The organism is Cetobacterium sp., from assembly GCF_051658645.1.
GTDB lineage: Bacteria > Fusobacteriota > Fusobacteriia > Fusobacteriales > Fusobacteriaceae > Cetobacterium_A.
In genome coordinates this window covers 1-23,411 of the sequence record NZ_JBOFMZ010000047.1, presented here as the reverse complement: position 1 = coordinate 23,411, position 23,411 = coordinate 1, and the positions used below count along the sequence as shown (strand labels likewise).

Genomic DNA, 23,411 nt, shown 5'->3' with positions numbered 1-23,411 from the left:
GGTTTAAGTTTTTCTTATATATCTTTTAAGAAGATATTTTGGCTTCTATCAGGTCCAACTGAAACAACAGTTATAGGACATCCTAAATATTCCTCAACTCTAGCAAGGTATTTTTTACAGTTCTCAGGTAACTGGTCATAATCTTTCATATTAGTAATATCTTCAGTCCATCCAGGTAACTCTTCATATATTGGTTTAGCAAAAGCTAACTTTTCTGTAGAAGCAGGAACAGTTGTATAAACTTTTCCATCAATTTCATAACCAGTACAGATATTTAAAGTGTCTAATCCACTTAAAACGTCAATTTTTGTGATAACAACATCTGTTAATCCGTTTATATCAACAGCATACTTACCAACAACTAAGTCTAACCATCCACATCTTCTAGGTCTTCCAGTAGTTGATCCAAATTCTCCACCAACTTGTCTGATTTTTTCTCCTAAATCATTGTTTAATTCAGTAACGAAAGGACCTTCTCCAACTCTCGTTGTATAAGCTTTCATAACTCCAATTATTTTATCGATTTTTTTAGGTGAAATTCCAACACCTGTAGTAACTCCTCCACTTGTAGGAGAAGAAGAAGTAACATAAGGATATGTACCATAATTGATATCAAGCATCATAGCTTGAGCTCCTTCAAATAAAACGAATTTATCGTCATCTAAAGCTTTGTTAATTTCAGGAGTAGCATCAATGATTCTATGCTTTAATCTTTCAGTATATCCTTTGTAATCTTCAAATATTTCATCAAAATTCATAGTTGGAGCATTGAATATTTTTGTGAAAAGTTCATTTTTTTCTTCTAAGTTCATTTTTAATTTTTTAGCAAATAGTTCCATATCTAATAGATCTACAGCTCTAATTCCAACTCTTGAGAATTTATCAGAGTAACAAGGTCCAATTCCTCTTTTAGTAGTTCCAATTTTATTTTCTCCACTTCTTTCCTCTTTTAATATATCAAGTTGAATATGGTAAGGCATAATAAGGTGAGCTCTATCACTTATAAATAGGTGATCTACTTTAGCTCCTTTAGCTTCTAATGTATCAAGTTCTTTTAAAAGTACCTTTGGATCAACAACAACACCTGGTCCAATTATACATTTACCTTGTCCATGTAACATACCAGATGGTAGTAGATGAAGAATAAACTTCTCTCCATTTACAACAACAGTATGTCCAGCATTATTTCCACCTTGGAATCTAACAACATAATCTGCTCTATCTCCAAGAACATCTATAATTTTTCCTTTTCCTTCGTCTCCCCATTGAGTTCCAACTACAACATATCCAGCCATTTAAATACCTCCAAGTATTATTTCTTTATTTGATTTTCTTTATTTCAATATAGTTAATATTTTTATTGTGTTTACATATAAATAAATCTTCAAATTCTGTTCTTATATTATCATTAACCTTAGGGCTATTATGTAAATCAGCTGTATGATATACAACTTCATAATTAGTTAAATCTTTAGCAAATTCTAAAACATCAGCATAATATTGATCATGATCAGTTTTAAAGAATAAAGTACCATTGACTTTCATTATAACATCTAAAAGTTGAAATAGTCTAGGTTGAAGTATTCTATTTTTTTCATTTCCTTCCCATGGATCTGGGAAATTAATATAAAGTCCTTCAATTTCTGATTCACCAATAAATTTTGTGATATCTTCACCACGTCTTCTTAAAAAAACAACATTATTAAGATCTCTTTTAACAGCTTTAGTAGCTGATAAAACTAATCTTTTGAATCTTATTTCAAGAGCTAAGTGGTTTCTCTCAGGGTATTTAGCTGCCATACCAATAGCAAAATTACCACTTCCTGATCCTATTTCAAGATATACAGGGTTATTATTACCAAAAGCTTTTTGGTTCCAATTTTCTCTGTAAGAATCCATAATCTCACTATTATAAATAATATGATTAGGATATTCAACTAATTTAACCATATAGGGGTTATAATTAATTCTAGGATTAGTAAAGAAGTGTTTCCAAAGAGTGTCTTCTAATCTTTCTTTCATTCTTCCTCCATAAATTTAATCGTTTTTTCAGCAGCATTTTGATTACTTTTGAAAAATTCTTTTATTTTATTTTCAGAAACAGGGTTTGTTTCTAAAAGGTTAATAGCATTTAAAAATTCATCTTTATTATTAATTTTATGACCAATACGCAGAGTTAGAATATCTTTAGAGATATCTTTAACATTTTGCAAATAAGGTCCAAAAATAGGTGTTTTGCCATAGAAAAGAGGTTCAAGTAAACTATGACCACCTATATTAACAAGAGTTCCACCAACAAAAACAATATCAGCAATAGCATAAAACTTTCTAAGAACTCCCATTTTATCAACTATTAAAACTTCAAAATTATCAGAATTAGAATGGTTCTCTAAGTTGGATAATTTTGTATATTTTAAATTTGAATTATCCAATAATATTTCAATATCTGGAATTCTTTCTAAGTGTCTAGGAACAAGGATAAAAAGAGTGTTTTTTAGTTCTTTTGAAATATCAATAAGAATAGAATCTTCACCTTCTCTAGTACTTCCAGCAACAAATATTTTTTTTGAATCAGCTTTAATTAAATATTTTAAATTTAACATCTCTTTTTTTGAGAATTCTTCAAAGGAAATGTCAAACTTTAAATTCCCAGTAACAAAAACTTTATTTGAATTTGCTCCTAGTTGTATAATTCGATTTTTATCTTCTTCAGATTGCATAAAAAATCCATCGATTTTAGAAAAAATAGATTTTAAAAGAAAAATTATTTTTTTATATTTAGGAAAACTTTTCATAGATATTCGACCGTTAACAATATAAACTTTAGCTACTTTGCTAGCTAAAGTTATTAAGTTTGGCCAAATTTCAGTTTCTATTAAAATAACTTTAGAAACATTTATTCGTTTGAAAATCATTTTTAGTACAAAAAAATCGTCTAAAGGAAATCTCAATATAGATATTCTATCATCTTTTGAATATTTATTCAAAGCTATTTCATAACCAGTTTCAGTAAAAACTGTAATTAAAATATAATCATTGAAATTTTTTTTTATTTTTTTTATTAAAGCATCTGAAAGATTAACTTCTCCTACAGAAGAACAATGAAGCCATATGTATTTTTCGTTCCTTTTTAAAATAGATAAGTTTTGAAATAATCTATTAAAGATAAATTTTCTTTTTTGTGATTTAAATAATAAAAAAAGAAATAAAAAAGGATAAAAAATTACTCTAAGTAAATTGTAAATCATTTTTATACTCCGATTTTATTTTGTATTAAATCAGATATAGCCTTTATACTTTCTTCTATATTCATAAAACTTGTATCTACTTCAACAGCATCTTCAGCTTTTTTTAAAGGACTTTCTTTTCTAGTAGAATCTGTATTGTCTCTTTCTAGAATGTCTTTTAAAACTGTTTCAAACTCTTCAATAATACCTCTAGATAAATAATCTTTAACTCTTCTTTTAGCTCTTTCTTCAGCTGATGCAATTAAGAAAACTTTTAAGTCAGCATTTGGAAAAACAACAGTTCCAATATCTCTTCCATCTAAAATAACTTTTTTACCTTTACTAATATATCTTTGTAAATCTACTAGTTTAATTCTAACAGCTTTAATAGCAGAAACAGCAGAAACTATTTTAGTAACTTCAGGAGTTCTTATTTCTATAGAAACATCTTCATTATTTAAAATAAACTTCTCATCAATAATATCAACAGTGATATTATCTAAAACACTTTCGACAGCATTTTCATCAAAAAAATTGATATTATTTTGAAGCATATAAAGAGCAACCATACGGTACATAGCTCCAGTATCAAGATATGTTAATCCAAAGTTTTTAGCAATAACTTTAGCGATAGTACTTTTACCACTACCAGCAGGTCCATCTAAGGCAATAATATAATTTTCCATAAAATCCTCCTAGGCTTTAATAAGAAGTGCTCTCCACTCTTTATCTTTTTTTATTTCTAGTATTTCAAGCCCTTTTTCTTCGACTTGCTTAATAATTTCAGGTAATTTATCTTCAATAATACCTGAGAAGATAATTAATCCGTCTTTTTTAACAACTTTAAAGATATCTCTTAATAGAAGAAGAATAACATCAGCTAATATATTAGCAACAACAACATCAAATTTCTTATCTTTAACAATTGAGATTAAATCTCCTAAGAATACTTTAGCGGTTTCAGGAGAAATCTTATTTAATTCTAAATTTTCTTTTGTAGCTTCAACTGCAAGTTCATCAATATCAGTTCCATAAATATCTGTAGCTCCTAATTTTTCAGCAGCAATCATTAATATTCCTGAGCCAGTACCTACATCTATAACAGAATTATTAGGTTTTATATTCTCTTCCATAATTTTAAGACAAAGAGATGTAGTAGGGTGAGAACCAGTACCAAAAGCTCTACCTGGATCTAGTTCAATAACTAATTCATTTTCTTCAGCTTCATATTCTCTCCAAGTTGGTTTTACAACAAACTTTTCACTAACTTTTTCTGGATATAAATATTTTTTCCACCCATTTTGATAATCTTCTTCTTCATATTCATAGAAATCAATACTAAAAACAACATCATCTCGATTGTTAAATTTCTCTTCGATAGCATTTTTAATCAAATCATTTCTTCTTTGAGAATAACTATTCATAGGGAAGTATGCAGAAACTGCATGATTAACCATCAAGAATTGCTTTTCATCTTTGTAAAAGTCTAATGGATTTTTTGTTTTTAATGGCTCATCAATTTTTAAACCAGTAGCTCCAAATCCATAAAAAAGATTACAAATTTCTTTTTGAGTATCCTCAATAAAATCACTGTCAAATATAATTTTTATCTCTATAACTTTCATAAAAACCTTCCTAATTAAATATTCCTAACTCAAAAAGAGAAAGGTTGATTCTTTCAATTTTTACACATTCACCAGTTTCATCATCTAGCTCAATGTCTAATCCGTTAATTCTTTCTTTCCCTTCAGCGATTTCAAATTTTTGTGGTAAAGCAGTTAAAAATTTGGGAATAATCGACTCTTTAGTCATTCCGATAATACCATTATCAGAACCAGTCATTCCAACATCACTAATATAACCTGTTCCTTCTAAAAGAATTTTGTTATCAGCAGTTTGAACATGTGTATGTGTACCATAAACAACTGAAACTTTTCCATCTAAAAAATTAGCTAAAGCTAATTTTTCTGATGTAGCTTCAGCATGGAAATCAATAATGATATGCTTACATTCTTTTCTGATTTCCTCTATAAGAGCATTAGAAGTTGTAAATGGACAATCAATAGGAGGCATAAATACTCTCCCTTGAAGAGATACAACAGCTATTTTATTTCCTTGTTTATCCTTTAAAATAGAATAACCATTTCCTGGAACTCCTTTAGGATAATTGTATGGACGAAGAAGTCTATTAGTTCTATCTAAATAATCATAGACTTCTTTTTTATCCCAGATATGATTACCACTTGTTACAACATTAACTCCCCAATCTAAAATTTCATCACAAAGCTTACCAGTGATTCCAAATCCTGCAGCTGCATTTTCTCCATTAACTATTATAAAATCATAGTTACTTTTATATTTATCAAGATATGCTTTTAAAGTTGTTCTACCAGGATTTCCAACAACGTCACCTATAACTAAAACTTTCATTAATTACCTCATTTCTATATTTATATTATCAAAAAATATTATAACATTTTTTACTAGAAATTAAAACTTAAAAAATAGTTTTTAAAAAAAGAAATTGTGAGTTGACAACTACACAAAAATGGTGTATTATTTGTTTGAATAATTAAAAAATTAGGAGTGACGCACATGTTAACTAAAGATGAATTTTTAAAAAAAATAGGACAAACAGAAGAAGAGTTAAAAGAAAAAGGTCTTGAGCTAATGTTCGTAGGTGAAATTGGATATGGTGATGGAGAAGATGATGGTTGGGACGTAGTTTATATAGATCCAAGCAGATGTGTTGAGGTAGGATTGGGTTGTAAATGTACTGTTGGTGGAACTTTACACGACAAATTATAATATATAAAATTTAAGAAGACAAAGACGAAAAACTTTGTCTTTTTTTTATTTAAAAAATATTTTAAATAATAGAAAAAAATATGTTATAATTTGAGTATAATCATTTGAATAAGGAGCACGAAATGAAAAGTAGTGGTTTAGTAAAGGGAAAAAATGGAAATAAGCTAACAGTTTCAATATATAAAGAGAGTTCTTGTTCACATTGTAATAATTGTAGTGATAGCTCTAAAATATCAAATACTTTAGTTTTTGTATGTGAAGATAGTAATATAAAAGTTGGAGATATTATAAAATTTGAGATGGAAGATAATAAGATTTTTAAAGCAGCATTTATAGTTTATATAGCACCATTAATTTTTATGATTCTTGGATATTTCTTAGGGGAAAAATTAAATCTAACTGAAGGAAAAAGAATATTAATGAGTTTTGGAAGTTTAGTGTTAGCTTTCTTAGGAGTATTTATTTATGATAAAATTATTATAAAAAATAAAATAGAAAAATTTATAAATATTATAGAGGTAGAAAAAAATAGTAGGTGAATTTAAAAATGTTAAAAAGAATATTACTAACTTTTTTTATATTAGCTCAATTTTTATTTGGAAAATATTCACAAATAGATTATTCAAAAATTTCAAATAAAAATGGTAAAATTTTCGTTAAAAATAGCAAGAAACCTTTTACAGGAATGGTAACTTTTGAAAAGGATAGAGAATTTTATAAAAATGGTGTGCCCGAAGGAAAATGGTTATCTTTTTATAAAAATGGTAAAATAAAAGCAATTGAAAATTGGCAAAACGGAGAATTAAATGGAAAGTATGTTTTGTATAATCAAAAAGGATATAAAACATTTCAGACATACTACTCAAAAGGTAAAGATAATGGTTTATTTAAATTATATCATGAAAATGGTAAACCACATATAATAGGTAAATTTAAAAATGGTCAAGCTATAGGAATTTGGAACTATTATAATTCAAATGGAAAATTAGTAGGAAAAAGAGACTATACAATAGATATAGATCATTTTGACCAAACTAACTAAGGAGAAAATAAAAATGAAAATAAAATTAAAAAAATATTTTAAAAGTTCAATGTTAATAAATCCAGAAAAAGCAAAAAGTTTTTTTGATAGAATAAAAGAAGTTTTAAAAAAAGAAGAAGAAATCACATTGGATTTTACAGGAATACAAGCAACCACATTAGTATTCTTATTTGTTCTTTTCACTAATTTATGGAATGAATACGGAAATGAGTTGAAAAATAAATTAACAATAAAAAATGCATCAGAAGGATTATTTGGTCAGATGATCTATTTAAAAGAAAACTATAAAGATTTGAAATCAAAGTACGTAGGTATACATCAAAATTTTGAGATTGCATATATAGGATAATTGTTGACAATTTTAATAAAAAATGTTAACATGAGAAAGTGAATAAACTATACTAAAAAGGGTGTGAAATTATGTTTTTTGAAGAAGTAGAAAATGAAATATATAGCAGTACGTTTGATTCAATTTATTATGCACTACTAGAAGAGTTTAAAGAAGGTAAATTAACTATAGAAAGGTTAATGATGAATATAGATGAGCAGCAACAAATTTTATTAAACTGTTTATTTGAAGGAGAAACAAAATTCGCATATGCAAGTGCAACAGTAGATGCACATCAGTATGCTTTGGCAGTAATAAAAAAAGAATTAGTTCAATAGTAGATTTTAAAGGGCAATTTAACTTGCTCTTTTTTTTATAATGAAAAGTTCAAAATAGAACATTTTAAAATAATATAATGTTCTAAAAAAATTCTTGACAGAAAAGTGTTCTTATTATATACTTATTGTGAGACCAAATTTGATTGAATAGATCTATATACCCCCCAAAAATCTATTTTAATCTTTTTTATTTTTTAACACTCCCCCGTGTTATAAAAAAAGCCCTCCTCCCCAGGAGGGCTTTTTTTATTTCAGAGTAATTTTTTTATAACTATATATCTATTTTTATGAGCGGTTAAAACAGTAAAAAATCATAAAAAAAGATGCTCTAAAAAGAACACCTTTTATATATTTAACTAATTAATCTTTTTTCTTCATTTGAGGGAAGAAAATAACATCTCTAATTGATGGAGCGCCAGTTAGAAGCATTATAGCTCTATCAATACCAATACCTAATCCACCAGTAGGAGGTAAAGCATACTCTAAAGCTTCGATATAATCATCATCGATAACAGCAGTAGCTTCGTCATTTCCTAATAAAGCTTCTTCAACTTGAGCTTCTAATCTTCCTCTTTGATCAGCTGGGTCATTTAGCTCAGAGAATGCATTAGCGTACTCTCTAGCATCGATAAATAACTCAAATCTATCAGTAAATCTTCCATCTTCAGAATTTCTTTTAGCTAAAGGAGAGATTTCAACTGGATGACCGAAGATAAATGTAGGTTGAACAATATGCTCTTCACATTTTTGCTCAAAGAATTCATTGATAATATGCCCAACCGTAGTCATATGATCAGCAACATGAACACCATTTTCTTTAGCTAAAACTTTAGCTTCTTCAAGAGATAAAACTTGCCAGAAGTCAGCACCAGTTATGTCTTTTATCATATCAACCATATGAATTCTATTGAATTTTTCAAGATTGATTTCTTTACCATTGTATTCTATAGTAGTAGTTCCTAAAACTTCAGTTGCTAGATATTGAAATAGATTTTCTGTTAAGTCCATCATATCATTATAGTCAGCATACGCTTGGTATAATTCCATCATTGTAAATTCAGGATTATGTCTAGTTGACATTCCTTCATTTCTAAAGTTTCTATTTATTTCATAAACTTTATCAAAACCACCAATTACTAATCTTTTTAAGTAAAGCTCAGGAGCAATTCTTAAATATAATTCCATATCAAGAGCATTATGATGAGTTATAAATGGTCTTGCAGCAGCTCCACCAACGATAGGGTGCATCATAGGAGTTTCAACTTCTAAAAACCCTTTAACATTTAAGAATTCTCTGATTCCGTTTATAATTTTAACTCTTTTTACGAAAGTTTCTTTAACGTCTCTATTCATAATAAGGTCTACATATCTTTTTCTATATCTAGTTTCAACGTCAGTAAGACCGTGGAATTTCTCAGGAAGTGCTCTAACATTTTTAGAAAGTAACTCAACCTTAGAAACTCTTAAAGTTATTTCACCTTTTTGAGTTGTAAATAAGTGACCTTCAACACCAATTATGTCTCCAGCTCCTAATTTTTTAACTATTTCAAAAGACTCTTCACCTATTTGATCTTGTCTAATGTAAACTTGTATTCTTCCAGTTTGGTCTTCAATATGAGCAAAAACAGCTTTACCTTGCTCTCTGAATCCCATTATTCTTGCAGCTGTTTTAAAAATAGTTTCTGCTTCTGGAGAAGATGCTAAAAGATCTCCAATCATATGAACTTTATCATATTTTTTTCCAAACGGGTAAACTCCTAAAGCTTCAATTTCTCTTACTTTATCCCATTGCTCCATTACAAGACGTTCTTTTCCAACTCTATCAAAGTATTTTTCCATAGTTTTTCTCCCTTTTAAATTTATAGTTTCAATAAATATATGCTACTTTTTCTGCCCCAAGTACTGCTAGGGCTATTTTCTCTAGATTTTCTTAGATAATCTTTAGCTTTTTCAACTTCACTTTTTTTATGATATATAACACCTAAGTAATAGTAAAGTTCAGATGTATTTTCATCTGGATTAGAAACTTTTTGAAACTCGGTGAATGCTTTATCAAAATTATTCATTAAGAAATGTGTTTTACCACGATAAAAGCTAAGTTCAGAAATTTTTGTAGAAGTATTTTCAGCTTTATTAAAGAATATTAAAGCTTCATTATAACTTTTACGATTAAGAGCTTCTATACCATTTGATATATTCTCAGAAGAATCAGAAGTTGAAACTTTTTCAGGAATATTATCTATTAAAGTAGGTTTAGTTACTTCTAAATCTGGGGTTGTTAAAGTTGAAGTACTAGGAGTTACTTTTAAAGAAGAATCATTTAAACTTAAGTAGTAATTTCCTTTTTCATTATCTCCACTCTTTATATATAAGTTTCCAATTAGTAGAGCTAGTTCTGAACTCTGAGAGTCACTATAGAATTTTTCTAAAAATTGTAACTCATCTAATGAAGCATTATTTTTAGCTTTAACAGTTCTCATTATTTCAGTATTTAATTTTAAATTATTTCGATTATAATCTAAATAATAGTTATTAATAATAAAGTTCCCAGATGGACTTTTATCTTCAAAACTAAGAAGTTTTATTTTCTCGTTTTCATTAAGAGAGAAATTTTCTTTTAAATATCTAATTTCTTTGTTAATTAAAAGTTGGTTGTTATTTTTAGAACTAATTTCTAAAACCATAAACGCAACATCTTTTTGCTTGCTATTCGTAGGGAATGCAGCGAGATATAGTTGAGAACTTTTAACTAACAAATCTAAATTTTTATTATTGTAGCCGTTTAGAATTATATCATAATTATCTTTCTCAGTAAAATTATATTTCAATTTATTTTTTATTTTAACATTGCCTATGTATGTGAAGCCATTATAAATTTCAGCAATATATTCGCCTTCATATAAACTATTGAAGTTTAAAATGTTGCTAATTATAGAGAAAGTATAATCATTTTTTATTGGAGAGGAAATAATTTTAACTCTGTCAGCATTAATATTATTAATAACTAAAGTTTCACCAGCGTAAACTTCCATAGGAGATACTATTTGTGATGGTAAATAACTTCTAATAGAATTAGAAGAGATATCTCTTTTAATAAGATCATACAAATAGCTTACTCCAGATTCGTTTAAGAAAAAATTATCCTGTTGTAAAATTGGATTGCTAATACTAGAAACAACAACTGGTTTTTGAATAGGTATTTGTGTTTGAAGGTTATTACAGCTAAAAAGTACTAAAGTTGTTGAAGAAATTAAAATTATTTTTTTCATTACCCCTCCTTTAATAAAAAATAGAGCAAAGATATTGCTCTATTTTAGTTTTTATGGTATTTCAATTATCTCAATATCTAATTCGTTTATTTCTATATTATTATCATATATAACATAGGTAGTTGTCAACTTATTTTCAGAATAAGAATACTTTTTACAAGAAACTGTAAAATTTCTGTTAAAATAAGAAGTGTTATATAAAAAATTTGTTTTTATTTTAGGGTTTATAGTAAGATTACTTTCGATTTCACCAAATCTTAAAATTTGAGTAGAATGAAGTGAAATCCTTATCTCACCTTTTCCATATTTATTATCATAAGAGAAAATAGAAATATCATTTTGAATTTCTTTTTTTGCGATCATTTTTTGCGAGATTTTTTCTCCAAAAGAATCAATACTATTAATTATAATTTTAGCCATTAATAATATTCCTTATCATCATCGTCATATCCCAAATCATCATAATAATCATGATCAAAAGAATCTTCACGATCATAATATTCATCATCATCCCAATCGCCAATGCTACTATCAGCACCTAAGTACTCTTCCTTCCAAAAGTCTAAAACAGCATTAACTTCATTAGTGTCATCAATGAGTGTTAAATAATCCTCATCTTCATCACACAAAAATATATAGTTTGTTCCGTCAGAATCCTCTGTAATAAGATATTCTTTATCTCTTATTATAAGAGTTTCTAAAACTGTTATTTTAAACTCCTCGTCATCCAATTTGTGATAAAAAGTTTCTCCTTGTGAATACATTGTTTCCTCCTAATAAATTAAAAAATAAAATATAAAAATATAATTAAAAACTACTTGTGATATTTGGTATTTTTAATTATACTAAACCATCTATATATTTGTTCGATTAATATCAGTCTCATTAACTGATGTGGAAAAGTCATTTTAGAGAAGCTCAGTCTTAAATCTGAAATTCGTCTTATTTCATCTGAAACACCATATGATCCACCAATTATAAAATTGATTGTGCTATCACCATTTACACATATTTTCTCAATGTGTGTAGCCATTTCTTCAGAAGAAAAATTTTTCCCACTAATATCTAAAAGTATTTTAAAACCTTTATTTTTTTCAAGTGTCTCTAAAATAGCTTTAGATTCTTTCTCAATAGAAATATTTCTATTTGAATCATTACCATCTTCTTTTAATTCAAAAACTTTTAATTTTCCAAATGCTTGAAGTCTTTTAGTAAACTCTTGTATTCCATCAAGAATGTATTTATCTTTGATTTTTCCAATACAAATAATATTAATATTCATTTTCTTTTAAATCCTTTCTGCATATCTAATAAACTTATTTTAAAAGTTATTGGTCTGCCGTGTGGGCAAGTAAAACGTCCTATTTTATGAAGCTGAGATATGAGTTTTTCCATTTCTGGAATGTTTAATTTTTCATTAGCTTTTATAGCTCCTCTACAAGCCGTAGAAATAATCATATTTTCAATGACCTCATTTTTAGAATTAACTTTATTTAATCCAATGAGAATTTCAAAAAAAATATTTTCAAAAGAATCTTTAGTCTCTAAAACAGGAACAGACCTAATTAAAAAATCCAAATCATTAAATTGGTCAATTTCAAATCCAAAGTCTTCAAAAAAATGTATTTTATCTTTAAGTAATTCGATTTGTTTTAGTGTTAAAGAAACTTTAATAGGTACGAGTAAAGTTTGAGATGCAATTTTATGTTGTTGATATTCGTTTTTAAGTTTTTCATAAAGAATTCTTTCGTGAACAATATGTTGATCATACACAATAAGCTCATTGTCCTCTTCAACTAATATAAAGGAATTAGAGAATTGACCGATGATCTTCATATTTTTGGGAAAGTCTTTATTTATAGATTTTTTTTCAAAAGTAATGTCAACTTCATTTTTCATCTCTTCGATCAATTTTTTTTTTGATGTTCTTGATACTTCTAGATTGTTATTCTGGAAAATATCTGTAGAAATTATATTTTGAGGCAAAGATGAATTGTTATTACTTTCTAAAGAAGTTTGAATTTCTGCTTTTATTTCTACCACTCTTTTTATATCATTAAAATCAAAAATTTCAAAATCTTTTTTTTGATTTTTTAATTTTTTTATATCTTCAATGTTAAAATCTTCAAATTTAATATCCTCTTTTTTTATTTCGAAAGTAGGATTAGTAAAGTCTTTATTGAAATTTAAAGCAGAATCTGTAATTGAAAAAACTTCATCGTAAATTTTTTTTTCATCAGAAAACTTTATGATTTTTTTTGAAGGGTGTACATTAACGTCAATAGATTTCGGATCTACTTTCAAATTGACTATAGCAAAAGGATATTTACCCTTCATCAAATGAGTATAATAACCATCAACAAGAGCTTCTTCAATAATTTTAGCTTTAACAGGTCTGTTATTAACAAAAGTGAAAATATAATCTTTAGTCGATCGAGTTATAGATATATTTCCAACATAACCAAATTCAACTTTTTTTAAATTTTTTAGAATAGAGATTCCAAAAAGCTCAATTAAAGTATTTTCGATACCTTTTCCACTTGTCCTAAGATTTTCTTTACCATCGATGCTAAGAACAATAGAAACTTCTGGATTAGCAAGAGCCTCATGCAATACAATCTCTTTAATTTTAACGTTTTCAGTTGAATCTTTTCTTAGAAACTTTAATCTAGCAGGTGTATTAAAGAAGAGATCTTTAATATCTATTTCTGTACCTTGACTTTTTTGAATTTCTTTTAGATTTGTTATTTTTCCAGCAGACACATTGATTGAATGGCCGATATTATCTTCTTTTCTTTTTGTAGAGATAGTCAGTTTAGAAACAGCTGATATAGAAGAGAGAGCTTCCCCTCTGAAACCATATGTACTAAGATTAAAAAGGTCATTTTTAGAGGAGATTTTACTAGTAGCATGTCTCTCGATACAAAGAAGTAAGTCTTCTCGTGACATTCCTTTACCATCATCAATAAATTTTACATCTTTTCCACCCTTTTTAACATCTATTCGAATATATTTGCTATTTGCATCAAGAGAATTTTCTAAAAGCTCTTTTATCAAACTAGAAGGGTTTTCAACCACTTCTCCAGCAGCAATCATATTAGAAAGAGATTCATCTAAAATTTTAATAAGTCCCAAAATATCACCGCCCCGAAAAATTATAACATTATTTATTATTATACAGATTTGAAATAATTTCAACTTTTTTTTTTGAAAATATAAATTTTATACTAAAAAATATATGATATAATAAAAATATAAACGATTTATAGGAGCTGAAAATGAAGTTTTTACAGGTAGTTATATTGTCAACAACCCTTGTAATTAGGAGCTTTTCTTATAATGTTGATGATTATATATTTTTAAATAAAGGTATAGTGGCAAATGAAAATAAAGATTATAAAAAAAGTTTATTTTTTTATGATATTTACCAGAAAAATTTCATATATTCATACCCATTAACAAGCAACTACGCAAAATATTATATTGCTAAAAATTATATGGATATGGGAAGATTAGATGATGCACTTTTATGGTTTTCAAGAGCTGTTTATATTCCAGCTAGTTATTTAAAGCAAGAGTTAAAAAAAACTAATTTTTTTCAATACAGAAGAGATTTTTTTATTGGAGAAATATATATGGAAAAAGATGAAAAAGAAAAAGCATTGGAATATTTTGAAAGATTAATTTTAGATTATTATGATCCAGTCTTAGAAGTTCATGAAAAAAAAGCTCTTCAAATTTTAAGAGAATTAGATATAAAATATGATTATATATATTCTATAAAATATGATAATGCAATAAATCTTATTGATAAAATTTCAGAAAGTGAACAATTAAAAATAATTAATTATTTTTATGAAAAAAGAAGTTATTCTGAAGTAGTTCAGATAATAGATAAGTTAAATAATTATGAAAAAATAGATTTTAAATTAAAATTAGTGTACATTCGTAGCCTTCTAAAAATAGGTGGAAATAGAAGAGTGATTGAAATAACAAATGATGCAAAATCAGAGCAGATAATATTTTTAAGAGGAGTAGCTTTTGAGCAAAGTAAAGATTTTTCAAGAGCTATATATAATTACAAAAGCATAAAAGATTTAAGAGTTAAAGATAGATCTTTATTTAGAATTGCTAGGATTTATTATCAATTAGAAGATTATAAAAAAGCTCGAGATATAATAGAAAAAATCAAAAATCAAGATGAGAATATGAAGAGTTTAAATATAGATATATATATAAAACTAAAAAATAAAAAGAGATTTATAGAGAACTACAATGAGTTTAAAGAAATGTATCCTCAAAATCATAAAATGGGATTATATTATATGGTGTACAATAAATTAAATAAAAAAATAAATAACCCTTGGGAATTGGCTGATTACAATATATTTTTTTCGAGTAATTATGTGGTTAGAAATTATACTTCTTCACTAGAGGATTATAAAGTTGAAAATGGTTATAAAGAAGAGGTTTTAAAAAATGCATTAAATCAAATTGGTGAGTTTAAAAAACCTGAACTTTTAGAATTGGCTGTTCAAAGTACAACCTTCGATTTGGATATAGAATCTGTTCAAGATAAGATAACAATAATGGATAGCTATATAAAAAGTAAATTTTATAAAGAAGCTTTTATTAAAATGGATAAGTTTAAAAAGGATTTCTATAGATATAGAAATTTATTGCACTATTTATATCCAAAGTATTATAGAAGTGAAGTTGAAAAAGCTAGAAAAAAAACTATTCTTCCTCAATCTTTGATATATACAGTCATATATACAGAAAGTGGTTTTGATAAAGAAAATATAAAGTTTGGAAAAATAGGATTGATGGGAATACCAAAAGAGTTGATAAAAGGAAGAGAAGAACAATACTATAATCCAGAAAAGAATTTAGAAGAAGGTATTGAAAGATTAAAAGAGATTTATGTGCGACACGTTTCGTAATTAAAAGTTACGACATGTTAAAAGTAGCTTAGAGAAGTGAATTAACATAGAACTATATTTTCGAGAAGTAGAATGAAGGAGTAACGCCCTGAAATGCTTCCTCTGATACTCCGATATGCGATTAAGTTCTAACTAAACTTAACCGTATAAAGCTCGGTAAAGTCGGTTGAGAGTTATCCCTAACAGTTAAGCTGAGGAAATGCGAACCAGAGGTGGTCGAGATAATGATAGATCGGGAGTCAATCTATATGGTAAGAATGCACGCATGTGCTGACAAAGTTTTGAATGTACGGCTCTAAATTTTTATACAGTAGAAATGTTGTAACCACAAAATTGTGGTGTAAGTGGCGATCAGTAAAAATATAAATTATGAAACTCGCTATACTGTTAAAGGCAGTATGTAGCTTACAGGGTTATAGAAACTACCTAAGTAGATTTAACGATAGAAAGTATGGAACGTGGAAAGCAAGACACAACAAAGACCTAGTTAGAGGGTTGGTGAATATAAGTTGAAATTTGACGAAATTTCTTTAGTCTTGTGAGAGTAGGGGCACAGTACGAATGAAACCATGATAATAAGTGGTGGACGGATAGCCCCGAGTCAATAATTTTAAGATTGTTTTAATTTGAAATTATGATGGAGCGCCGTGTGCGGTGAAAGTCGCATGCACGGTGTGGAGCAGGGGAAAAGGTGGAGATGATTTCAAAGCCTTACCTATTGCTATAATAAACACAATGGGATAGTTTTGAAAACTTTAATAGAATATATATATGGAGAAGAGTTTTTTAAAACTTTAAATTTTGAATTAGATGGAGATTTAAATCTTGAAACAATATTAGATGAGAAATTACAAAAAGAAATAGAAGAGATTGTTTATACATATGCTTTTTATAGTGCAATATACAATTAAGCTATAGAATAAAGGAGAAAAGCGAATGAGAAATACTAAATGGTTATTCAAATCAGAAGAATTTAAAAGTGAAAATAGATATATAGACAAAGACATAGAGCAAATTCTTTATAATAGAGGAGTAGAGTCGAAAGAAGAAGTGGATTTTTTTATAAATGGAACTTTAGAAAATTTGATGAATCCAAGTGATTTAGCAGATGTTGATAAAGCTGTTCAAAGAATAATAGAAGCAAAAGAAAAAAAAGAAACAGTTTGGATATATGGAGATTATGATGTAGATGGAATTACATCCACATCACTGTGTTATTTAGCTTTAAAAGAGCTAGGCTTAGAAGTGAAATACTATATTCCGTTAAGAGATGAAGGTTATGGACTTAATAAAGAAGCTTTGAGCTATATAAAAAAAGAAGGTGGAAATTTAATAATAACAGTTGATTGTGGAATTTCCTCTATAGCTGAAGTAGACCATTGTAATAGTTTAGGAATAAATATTATAATAACAGATCATCATGAAATAAATAATATTTTACCTGAAGCATATGCTGTCATAAATCCTAAAAGAAAAGACAATAAAAGTGAGTATAGATATTTTGCAGGAGTAGGGACAGCTTTTATGTTACTTTTGGCTTTGTTTAAAAAAGAAAACAAAAAAAATGATATATATAAATATTTGGATATAGTTGCAATTGGAACAATAGCTGATATTGTTCCTTTGAAAGGCGAAAATAGACTTTTGGTAAAAAGAGGATTAGAGCTTTTGAAAAGTAGTAAATGGAAAGGTTTGAATATGTTGATGAAAAGATTGTATGAGAATCCAATTGATAAAAAATTTGATACTTATGATGTTGGATTTATAATAGCTCCTATATTTAATGCTGCAGGAAGATTGGAAGATGCTAAAACAGCAGTAGAATTATTTGTAAATGACTCTCATGTTGTTTGTGATAATTTAATTTATGATTTAATCAATAAAAATAGTGAAAGAAAAGTTATTCAAGAAGAAATACTTAAAAAAGCAATTCAAAAAGTAGAAGAAAATAAGTTGGATGAAAATAGTGTTATAGTTGTAGCTGAAGAAAATTTTCATCATGGTGTAATTGGAATAGTGGCGTCTAAAATTCTAGATAGATATTATAAGCCTACGATAATTATGGAAGTAAAACCAAAAGAAGGAATTGCAACAGCTTCATGTAGAAGTATAGAATCTTTTAATTTGATAGAAGGGTTAAACTCTATGAAAGATCTGTTTGTAAAATATGGTGGTCATGCTGGTGCAGCAGGATTTTCGATTCCAATTCAAAATATTGAAGAGTTTTCAGAAAGAATAAATAAATATGCTTTTGAAAATTTGAGTATTGAAGATACTAAAAAACCAATTAAAATAGATTGTGAACTTTCAATGATAAAAATATCTTTTGATTTAATGGATAAGTTATCATTGTTAGAACCATATGGATTTGGGAATGCATCACCGTTATTTTCTATAAAAAATTGTAAATATTTGAATTTTAGAGCGATAGGAAAAGAAAAAAATCATTTAATGATGGATTTAATAAAAGATGGAGTAGAAATAAAAAATTGTGTATGGTTTAATAGTGAAGACATGCTTGACATAATTTTAGAGAATAAAAATATTGATGTCGCATTTAAATTAAAGATGGAAACTTATAAAGATAAGTATCAATATAAAATATTTATAGAAGATATAAAGCCTTCAAAAAAAACAATTAACAATTATAGTGAGTTTGAAGCTTTGTGCAGTATAAAATTTCCAATCAAATCAATTTTTTATACAAGAAGAGATATTGATAATGAAAAATTAAATATAAGTTTTTTATCTGATGATGTATCAATAAACATTGGAAGAAATAGCATAGGGTTTTTGGATAATCAAACAAAAATATTATTGAAAAAAATGAAAGAATACTATGGGTATAATTTTAAAATTAGTATAACGAATATAGTGAAGAAAGATGAGAATTTCAATGTACATGTATTGATAGATAAAGATGATTCTTTTAAAACCTTATCTATAGAACCTGGAGCTATTTTTAAAGATATAAAATCATCATTGATAGGAGAATTAGATTACAATTCTTTACAAAAAAAAGTCTTAAAAGCAATATTTAAAGATAAAAAAAACGTAATAGTTAATTGTGGTAATAAAAGAGGAGTAAAAACTATCATAAAAACTATACAGCATTACTATGCTCTTATGAATAAAAAAACGTTTGTAGCAAAAGATGTAGAAAAAAAAGAAGAAGGTTACGATTATTACATATATATTGGGAACAATATAAAAGAATTGAAAGAGTATAATTTAATTATAACGACAAAAAAAATGGAATGTCCAGGGTATGAATATATTCAAGATGATTTTAGTGTTTTGAAAAATATAAAAATTGTAGAAGAAAAGGAAATGGAATATTTAGATAAAATATTTAGTTTTAAGTTACCATTAAAAGATAAAATTGAAGCTATTAAAGAGATAAAATTAGGAGTGCAATATTTTGCGACAGAGGATATAAATATCATTTTCTAAAGATTGATATTGTAGATATACTAAGTAATTAAAGCCTAAAGAGGAAAAAAATAAAAAAACAGTATAAATACTATACAAAGATATTTTTTTATAACTCGAAATGGTGGTGAAGTTATGTATAAAGAATTGACTGCAAAAATAAGAATTTCATTAAAAGAACAATGGTTTTATCATATGATTGTCGGAATATTTTTTTTGCTTTATACAGCTATTGTTATACTTGGGAATGGAATTTTTTTAGATAATATTATTAAAATTTTAGGTTTCTTATTTTTATTAACTGGAATTGGTAATTTAATATATTCTTTTTCTGGAATAGGAGAGAGAGAATTTCATTGGGGCGAAATCTTTTTTTGGGGGTTGTTTGAAGTTTTTTCAGGTTGGGTTTTATTGTCGAATAAAATCTTGGAAATAGAGCAAGAATTAATAGAAGAAGTTAGTTTGGTAGTTGAAAAAGTAGTAGCTTCTAAAATAGAACTTCGAGGGTATTTGGTGATGTTTTATATAGGCACTTTTTTAACATTTAGAGGAATAAATCATATTGTAATGACAATATATAACAACGAAGGAATTTTACAGAATAAAACACTGGTAATGGTAAAAAGGATACTTGTATTTGATGGCTTTGTAGATTTGATATTTGGAATAGTTGTGACATTAATGATGTATTTAAATCAAAGTAGTTTTCCATATGTAATTTTTATATATGTTTTTATAACATCCATAACTACAATTCTATTTAGTTTTGCATCAAAATATTCTATAAAGATAGAAAAAGATATTTCGATTGAAAAAGAGACAACTTAGAATATAAAGTTGTCTCTTTTTTTACGATTATTTAATACTTGATTTGAAATCATCAAGTTTTTTATAAAGTAAAACAGCACCAGTGTTTAGTAATTTATCTTTGATAAATTCATTGGTTGGATTTTCAAAGTAATCGGTAGCAATTAGAGTAGCTAGACCATGTCCAATAAGCCAACAATCTAAAAATAAATCATATTTGAATTCTATAGGCAAGTTGTTGAATCTTTCATCTTTTTCCATTTCAACTCTCATTACATCTCTAAATTTTTTTAATAAATTTGCATAAGAGTTATCTCTAAGAAAAATAGATTTAAAAAGTTGTTTTTCATCTTTAGCAAACCTACAAAGTCCAATACCACTATTTAGAAAAACCATATCTGTTTCAGGTTCCATGACATATTGTAAAAATATTTTTTTAGCTTCCTCTATTAGCTCTGTTTTAAGTTCATCCATAGATGAATAACAGCTATATATAGGTGCTGGAGAGCAGTTTAAGGCTTTAGCTAAATTTCTAGCTGTGATTTCATCTAAACCGTATTTCTCAAACATCTCGAAAGCTTTATTGTGTATTTGTTCTTTTTTAAAAATTGCTTTTTTTGGCATTTATCCTCCTGAAATTAGAATTTCTTTACGAAGTTAACACCTATACTAGATATTTCTTTTTCGTATTTTATATTTTCAACAGTTCTAGAATCATAGAAATAGTGGTTAAATGCAACTGTCCACTCTGTTGAATCATTTGGTTTGTATTTGAATCCAGTTCCAACCATAGTTGAATCTAGAGCGTATTCTGTTGCAGCAAAACTCTTATCAGGTGCTCCTGTATCTGCATAATTAAATCCAACAAGCCAAGCAAACTTCTTATTAATCCAATACTCAGAACCTAAAGAAACTTCCCAACCGTTATCGTAATCTACATTCATACCTTCAACTCTATCCATAGTAGCAGATTCATTAAAGTAATAATTTCCACCGATAAAGGTTGTCCATTGATCGGTTACTTTGTATGATGCTCCAAGAGCAGCTAATGTAGGCAAATCTCTTCTTGTTTTTATACCATCTCTATATACAGGGTATTTTTTTAATAAAACACCTTCGATAAATTCTCCAGAAGGATTATCGTTTCCATTTGTAGTTGAATTAGTTTTGAAATCTAATTTAATTTTACTATCATATCTGAAACCGACATTTAATTTGTTGTTAGGAGTATAATTTAAACCAAGTTGAGAACCAATTCCAAAAGCCTCTCTTTCGGCATCAATAGATATTTCTTTAGCGTTAGCAAAGTTAAGAGTTGTCTTTGCATTCATAGTTCTTTTACCGTAAACTCCTCTTAAAGCAACTGATGCAGACCATTTGTCATTTAAATTATATGCTTTACCTAGAGTTGTTTGAACATAAACATTAGAACCTTTAACTTGAGTGTTTTTTAAAAACTTATTTGCATCAAAAGGCCCCAAAGCTAAAGGAATGCTTTTTTTATATGCAAGAGATGCTCCCCCACCTATTCCACCCATAGTCCAGAAGTATGCTCCGTCATCTGTTTTTTTATAAAGTGCAAAATTTGGAATTGGAGATGATAAGTCAGTTGAAAAATCATTTCCGTCTTCATTCATATTTTGGTCGCCGAAAGCATACTGAAGTCCCCCGACCATGTAAGTTCCGTTTTCTAGCCTCATAAGACCAGCAGGGTTAAAGTAAACTGTTGATCCAATATTTATAGCTCCTTGCTGTGCAGGGTTCCCACCATACTCAGCTGAGTAATTTTGAATGTGATCGATGGATGCTCCCATAGTAGAAACGTTTAAACCAGCGATTAAAGTTAAAAGTAATATTTTAAATTTGTGCATAGATATATCCTCCCTAGTAATTAACTATTACTAGTGTAATATAACACACACGTTTAAAAATTACAAGTGTTTTCTTACGTATTTTATATAAGTAAAACCATTATATTTCAATTCTTTAACAATATTAAACTGCTTTAAATTAATTTCTGGGAAATAAGTATCTCCGATATAATTACCTTTAATATGAGATATATGTAATTCATCAACAAAAGGTAGAAAGTGTTGGTAGAGAGCGCTTCCACCAATAATAAATATTTTTTTATTAAATTGAGCTTGTAGCAAAGACGCTTTTTTAATAGCTTTATTCGTACAGTTGAAAACATGAATACCTTCGTGTAAGAAGTTTGGTTTTTTTGTTAAAACTATATTGAATCTATTAGGAAGAGGTTTCCCAATAGATTCAAAAGTTTTTCTACCCATTATTACAATATTGTTTGAAGTGATACTTTTAAAAAGATTTAAATCTTCGGGAAAATCCCAAGGAATCTGATTGTTCGATCCAATAAGATGATTATCATCCATTGCAACAATAAGAGAAAGCATATTATTATTCTCCTAAATCAAAATCATTTTGTCTTAAAGCTTCATAAAGAACAATTGCAGCAGAATTAGAAAGATTTAAAGATCTACCCATTTTAATCATTGGAATAGTTATGCATGTGTCTACGTTTTCTTCTCTAATATTTGCAGGAATTCCTCTTGACTCTGGTCCGAAAACAATGAAATCATTTGATTTGTATTTTACATCAGAATATTTTTGAGTTGTTTTTGTTGTAGCAAAAAAGAAGTTAGATTCAGGATAAGCTGCTCTTAATTCTTCGTAGTTTTCCCAAATTTTTAAATCGATTAATTCCCAATAATCAAGACCAGATCTTTTTATTTGTTTTTCATCTAAAGAAAAACCTAAAGGTTTTATTAAATGTAATGTTGTATTAGTGAGAACGCAACTTCTTCCGATATTACCAGTGTTGTATGGAATTTCAGGTTCCATTAAGACTATGTTCATAAAAAATCCTCCTAAAAATATTATTTTAAAAATATAAATAATTTTAACATAAAAATATTTATAACACAAAAACATATTGACAAAATATTCTTTAAAAAAAAATTTTGAAAAAATAAAAAAAACTTATTGACGAAGTTTAAAAGTTGTGGTACTATTATTTCTGTAAGCGACGAACTGTCGTAACTAAAAATAAGAATAATATTAAGGACATTAGCAACCGAATAGAGAAAATAGTCAGAAGTTGTGTAAACAACAAAATACCAGTAATGGTAAAACCATTTAGATGGTTAAAAGGTGTAAAGAAAGTCTAAGGACTTAAAAATATATTTGAATGAAGAGT

The 23,411-nt window shown here is 27.3% G+C and carries 25 protein-coding genes; 9 read left to right on the top strand and 16 right to left on the bottom strand.

The window, feature by feature from the left end; genetic code table 11:
* Positions 1-14: 14 nt before the first annotated feature.
* Genes ACRCZX_RS05355 through ACRCZX_RS05330 form a run of 6 tightly spaced genes read right to left on the bottom strand, consistent with a single transcriptional unit; the run spans position 15 to position 5,657 of the window.
* Entirely contained in the window at positions 15-1,295 is a 1,281-nt protein-coding gene (locus ACRCZX_RS05355; RefSeq protein ID WP_438581903.1) for an adenylosuccinate synthase, read from the bottom strand.
* A gap of 25 nt (positions 1,296-1,320) precedes the next feature.
* Positions 1,321-2,022 carry a tRNA (guanosine(46)-N7)-methyltransferase TrmB gene (gene trmB, locus ACRCZX_RS05350; protein ID WP_438581902.1) on the bottom strand — a complete coding sequence of 234 codons (702 nt, stop codon included), beginning with the start codon at positions 2,020-2,022 and terminating at the stop codon, positions 1,321-1,323.
* Complete coding sequence (locus tag ACRCZX_RS05345) at positions 2,019-3,248, bottom strand: 3-deoxy-D-manno-octulosonic acid transferase (protein WP_438581901.1); 1,230 nt, start codon at positions 3,246-3,248, stop codon at positions 2,019-2,021. Before ACRCZX_RS05345 ends, trmB begins: the two co-directional genes overlap by 4 nt.
* A 2-nt stretch (positions 3,249-3,250) precedes the next feature.
* Positions 3,251-3,913, bottom strand: coding sequence for a (d)CMP kinase (cmk, locus tag ACRCZX_RS05340; RefSeq protein WP_438581900.1), 663 nt, complete (start codon positions 3,911-3,913; stop codon positions 3,251-3,253).
* 9 nt (positions 3,914-3,922) lie between these two features.
* The gene (gene prmA, locus ACRCZX_RS05335; protein WP_438581899.1) at positions 3,923-4,852 is read right to left on the bottom strand and encodes a 50S ribosomal protein L11 methyltransferase; all 930 of its coding nucleotides are present in this window, start codon (positions 4,850-4,852) and stop codon (positions 3,923-3,925) included.
* 10 nt (positions 4,853-4,862) lie between these two features.
* The gene (locus ACRCZX_RS05330) at positions 4,863-5,657 is read right to left on the bottom strand and encodes a TIGR00282 family metallophosphoesterase (protein WP_438581898.1); all 795 of its coding nucleotides are present in this window, start codon (positions 5,655-5,657) and stop codon (positions 4,863-4,865) included.
* Between the two features lie 165 nt (positions 5,658-5,822).
* Between ACRCZX_RS05330 and ACRCZX_RS05325 the strand changes: the two genes are divergently transcribed.
* The 5 genes from ACRCZX_RS05325 (at position 5,823) to ACRCZX_RS05305 (ending at position 7,743) form a co-directional block, all read left to right on the top strand.
* Entirely contained in the window at positions 5,823-6,035 is a 213-nt protein-coding gene (locus tag ACRCZX_RS05325; RefSeq protein ID WP_438581897.1) for a hypothetical protein, read from the top strand.
* A gap of 122 nt (positions 6,036-6,157) precedes the next feature.
* Complete coding sequence (locus ACRCZX_RS05320; protein ID WP_438581896.1) at positions 6,158-6,574, top strand: SoxR reducing system RseC family protein; 417 nt, start codon at positions 6,158-6,160, stop codon at positions 6,572-6,574.
* Positions 6,575-6,582: 8 nt separating this feature from the next.
* Entirely contained in the window at positions 6,583-7,077 is a 495-nt protein-coding gene (locus tag ACRCZX_RS05315) for a toxin-antitoxin system YwqK family antitoxin (RefSeq protein ID WP_438581895.1), read from the top strand.
* Between the two features lie 13 nt (positions 7,078-7,090).
* Entirely contained in the window at positions 7,091-7,426 is a 336-nt protein-coding gene (locus ACRCZX_RS05310) for an STAS-like domain-containing protein (protein ID WP_438581894.1), read from the top strand.
* A 71-nt stretch (positions 7,427-7,497) separates the two neighbouring features.
* Positions 7,498-7,743, top strand: coding sequence for a hypothetical protein (locus ACRCZX_RS05305; RefSeq protein ID WP_438581893.1), 246 nt, complete (start codon positions 7,498-7,500; stop codon positions 7,741-7,743).
* A gap of 360 nt (positions 7,744-8,103) precedes the next feature.
* Here the strand turns inward: ACRCZX_RS05305 and lysS are convergent, their stop codons facing one another.
* From lysS to mutL, 6 genes are read right to left on the bottom strand one after another with little or no spacing between them, the layout of a single operon-like run.
* Positions 8,104-9,582 (bottom strand): lysine--tRNA ligase, encoded by a 1,479-nt coding sequence (gene lysS, locus ACRCZX_RS05300; protein ID WP_438581892.1) that lies wholly within the window; start codon positions 9,580-9,582, stop codon positions 8,104-8,106.
* Positions 9,583-9,602: 20 nt separating this feature from the next.
* Positions 9,603-11,012: a tetratricopeptide repeat protein gene (locus ACRCZX_RS05295; RefSeq protein WP_438581891.1), complete on the bottom strand. Its 1,410-nt coding sequence runs from the start codon at positions 11,010-11,012 to the stop codon at positions 9,603-9,605.
* A 51-nt stretch (positions 11,013-11,063) separates the two neighbouring features.
* Positions 11,064-11,432 (bottom strand): DUF1934 family protein, encoded by a 369-nt coding sequence (locus ACRCZX_RS05290; RefSeq protein WP_438581890.1) that lies wholly within the window; start codon positions 11,430-11,432, stop codon positions 11,064-11,066.
* Positions 11,432-11,776, bottom strand: coding sequence for a hypothetical protein (locus ACRCZX_RS05285; protein WP_438581889.1), 345 nt, complete (start codon positions 11,774-11,776; stop codon positions 11,432-11,434). The genes ACRCZX_RS05290 and ACRCZX_RS05285 overlap by 1 nt, the downstream gene beginning before the upstream one ends.
* 50 nt (positions 11,777-11,826) lie before the next feature.
* On the bottom strand, positions 11,827-12,294 hold the full coding sequence (rlmH, locus tag ACRCZX_RS05280; protein ID WP_438581888.1) for a 23S rRNA (pseudouridine(1915)-N(3))-methyltransferase RlmH: 468 nt from the start codon (positions 12,292-12,294) through the stop codon (positions 11,827-11,829).
* Entirely contained in the window at positions 12,291-14,147 is a 1,857-nt protein-coding gene (gene mutL, locus ACRCZX_RS05275) for a DNA mismatch repair endonuclease MutL (RefSeq protein ID WP_438581887.1), read from the bottom strand. The genes rlmH and mutL overlap by 4 nt, the downstream gene beginning before the upstream one ends.
* A 143-nt stretch (positions 14,148-14,290) precedes the next feature.
* Between mutL and ACRCZX_RS05270 the strand changes: the two genes are divergently transcribed.
* The 4 genes from ACRCZX_RS05270 to ACRCZX_RS05255 all read left to right on the top strand — a co-directional run bounded on the left by ACRCZX_RS05270 (position 14,291) and on the right by ACRCZX_RS05255 (position 20,215).
* Positions 14,291-15,955, top strand: a complete 1,665-nt coding sequence (locus ACRCZX_RS05270) for a tetratricopeptide repeat protein (RefSeq protein WP_438581886.1) — start codon at positions 14,291-14,293, stop codon at positions 15,953-15,955.
* Positions 15,956-16,701: 746 nt separating this feature from the next.
* Positions 16,702-16,866: a hypothetical protein gene (locus ACRCZX_RS05265; protein ID WP_438581885.1), complete on the top strand. Its 165-nt coding sequence runs from the start codon at positions 16,702-16,704 to the stop codon at positions 16,864-16,866.
* A gap of 25 nt (positions 16,867-16,891) precedes the next feature.
* Positions 16,892-19,408 carry a single-stranded-DNA-specific exonuclease RecJ gene (gene recJ / locus ACRCZX_RS05260; protein ID WP_438581884.1) on the top strand — a complete coding sequence of 839 codons (2,517 nt, stop codon included), beginning with the start codon at positions 16,892-16,894 and terminating at the stop codon, positions 19,406-19,408.
* A gap of 114 nt (positions 19,409-19,522) precedes the next feature.
* Positions 19,523-20,215, top strand: coding sequence for a hypothetical protein (locus ACRCZX_RS05255; RefSeq protein ID WP_438581883.1), 693 nt, complete (start codon positions 19,523-19,525; stop codon positions 20,213-20,215).
* A 27-nt stretch (positions 20,216-20,242) separates the two neighbouring features.
* On the opposite strand, the gene ACRCZX_RS05250 is transcribed toward ACRCZX_RS05255, so the two are convergent.
* From ACRCZX_RS05250 to ACRCZX_RS05235, 4 genes are read right to left on the bottom strand one after another with little or no spacing between them, the layout of a single operon-like run.
* Positions 20,243-20,818 (bottom strand): TetR/AcrR family transcriptional regulator, encoded by a 576-nt coding sequence (locus ACRCZX_RS05250; protein ID WP_438581882.1) that lies wholly within the window; start codon positions 20,816-20,818, stop codon positions 20,243-20,245.
* A gap of 14 nt (positions 20,819-20,832) precedes the next feature.
* Positions 20,833-22,065, bottom strand: a complete 1,233-nt coding sequence (locus tag ACRCZX_RS05245; RefSeq protein WP_438581881.1) for an OmpP1/FadL family transporter — start codon at positions 22,063-22,065, stop codon at positions 20,833-20,835.
* Positions 22,066-22,125: 60 nt separating this feature from the next.
* Positions 22,126-22,608, bottom strand: a complete 483-nt coding sequence (locus ACRCZX_RS05240; RefSeq protein WP_438581880.1) for a dihydrofolate reductase — start codon at positions 22,606-22,608, stop codon at positions 22,126-22,128.
* A gap of 4 nt (positions 22,609-22,612) precedes the next feature.
* Positions 22,613-23,071: a tRNA (cytidine(34)-2'-O)-methyltransferase gene (locus tag ACRCZX_RS05235; RefSeq protein WP_438581879.1), complete on the bottom strand. Its 459-nt coding sequence runs from the start codon at positions 23,069-23,071 to the stop codon at positions 22,613-22,615.
* Positions 23,072-23,411 lie beyond the last annotated feature (340 nt).

Excerpts from the sequence above, each read along its gene's own strand:
- ACRCZX_RS05355 (WP_438581903.1), bottom strand. The coding sequence starts at position 1,295 with ATGGCTGGATATGTTGTAGTTGGAACTCAATGGGGAGACGAAGGAAAA.
- trmB (WP_438581902.1), bottom strand. The coding sequence starts at position 2,022 with ATGAAAGAAAGATTAGAAGACACTCTTTGGAAACACTTCTTTACTAAT.
- ACRCZX_RS05345 (WP_438581901.1), bottom strand. The coding sequence starts at position 3,248 with ATGATTTACAATTTACTTAGAGTAATTTTTTATCCTTTTTTATTTCTT.
- cmk (WP_438581900.1), bottom strand. The coding sequence starts at position 3,913 with ATGGAAAATTATATTATTGCCTTAGATGGACCTGCTGGTAGTGGTAAA.
- prmA (WP_438581899.1), bottom strand. The coding sequence starts at position 4,852 with ATGAAAGTTATAGAGATAAAAATTATATTTGACAGTGATTTTATTGAG.
- ACRCZX_RS05330 (WP_438581898.1), bottom strand. The coding sequence starts at position 5,657 with ATGAAAGTTTTAGTTATAGGTGACGTTGTTGGAAATCCTGGTAGAACA.
- ACRCZX_RS05325 (WP_438581897.1), top strand. The coding sequence starts at position 5,823 with ATGTTAACTAAAGATGAATTTTTAAAAAAAATAGGACAAACAGAAGAA.
- ACRCZX_RS05320 (WP_438581896.1), top strand. The coding sequence starts at position 6,158 with ATGAAAAGTAGTGGTTTAGTAAAGGGAAAAAATGGAAATAAGCTAACA.
- ACRCZX_RS05315 (WP_438581895.1), top strand. The coding sequence starts at position 6,583 with ATGTTAAAAAGAATATTACTAACTTTTTTTATATTAGCTCAATTTTTA.
- ACRCZX_RS05310 (WP_438581894.1), top strand. The coding sequence starts at position 7,091 with ATGAAAATAAAATTAAAAAAATATTTTAAAAGTTCAATGTTAATAAAT.
- ACRCZX_RS05305 (WP_438581893.1), top strand. The coding sequence starts at position 7,498 with ATGTTTTTTGAAGAAGTAGAAAATGAAATATATAGCAGTACGTTTGAT.
- lysS (WP_438581892.1), bottom strand. The coding sequence starts at position 9,582 with ATGGAAAAATACTTTGATAGAGTTGGAAAAGAACGTCTTGTAATGGAG.
- ACRCZX_RS05295 (WP_438581891.1), bottom strand. The coding sequence starts at position 11,012 with ATGAAAAAAATAATTTTAATTTCTTCAACAACTTTAGTACTTTTTAGC.
- ACRCZX_RS05290 (WP_438581890.1), bottom strand. The coding sequence starts at position 11,432 with ATGGCTAAAATTATAATTAATAGTATTGATTCTTTTGGAGAAAAAATC.
- ACRCZX_RS05285 (WP_438581889.1), bottom strand. The coding sequence starts at position 11,776 with ATGTATTCACAAGGAGAAACTTTTTATCACAAATTGGATGACGAGGAG.
- rlmH (WP_438581888.1), bottom strand. The coding sequence starts at position 12,294 with ATGAATATTAATATTATTTGTATTGGAAAAATCAAAGATAAATACATT.
- ACRCZX_RS05270 (WP_438581886.1), top strand. The coding sequence starts at position 14,291 with ATGAAGTTTTTACAGGTAGTTATATTGTCAACAACCCTTGTAATTAGG.
- recJ (WP_438581884.1), top strand. The coding sequence starts at position 16,892 with ATGAGAAATACTAAATGGTTATTCAAATCAGAAGAATTTAAAAGTGAA.
- ACRCZX_RS05255 (WP_438581883.1), top strand. The coding sequence starts at position 19,523 with ATGTATAAAGAATTGACTGCAAAAATAAGAATTTCATTAAAAGAACAA.
- ACRCZX_RS05250 (WP_438581882.1), bottom strand. The coding sequence starts at position 20,818 with ATGCCAAAAAAAGCAATTTTTAAAAAAGAACAAATACACAATAAAGCT.
- ACRCZX_RS05245 (WP_438581881.1), bottom strand. The coding sequence starts at position 22,065 with ATGCACAAATTTAAAATATTACTTTTAACTTTAATCGCTGGTTTAAAC.
- ACRCZX_RS05240 (WP_438581880.1), bottom strand. The coding sequence starts at position 22,608 with ATGCTTTCTCTTATTGTTGCAATGGATGATAATCATCTTATTGGATCG.
- ACRCZX_RS05235 (WP_438581879.1), bottom strand. The coding sequence starts at position 23,071 with ATGAACATAGTCTTAATGGAACCTGAAATTCCATACAACACTGGTAAT.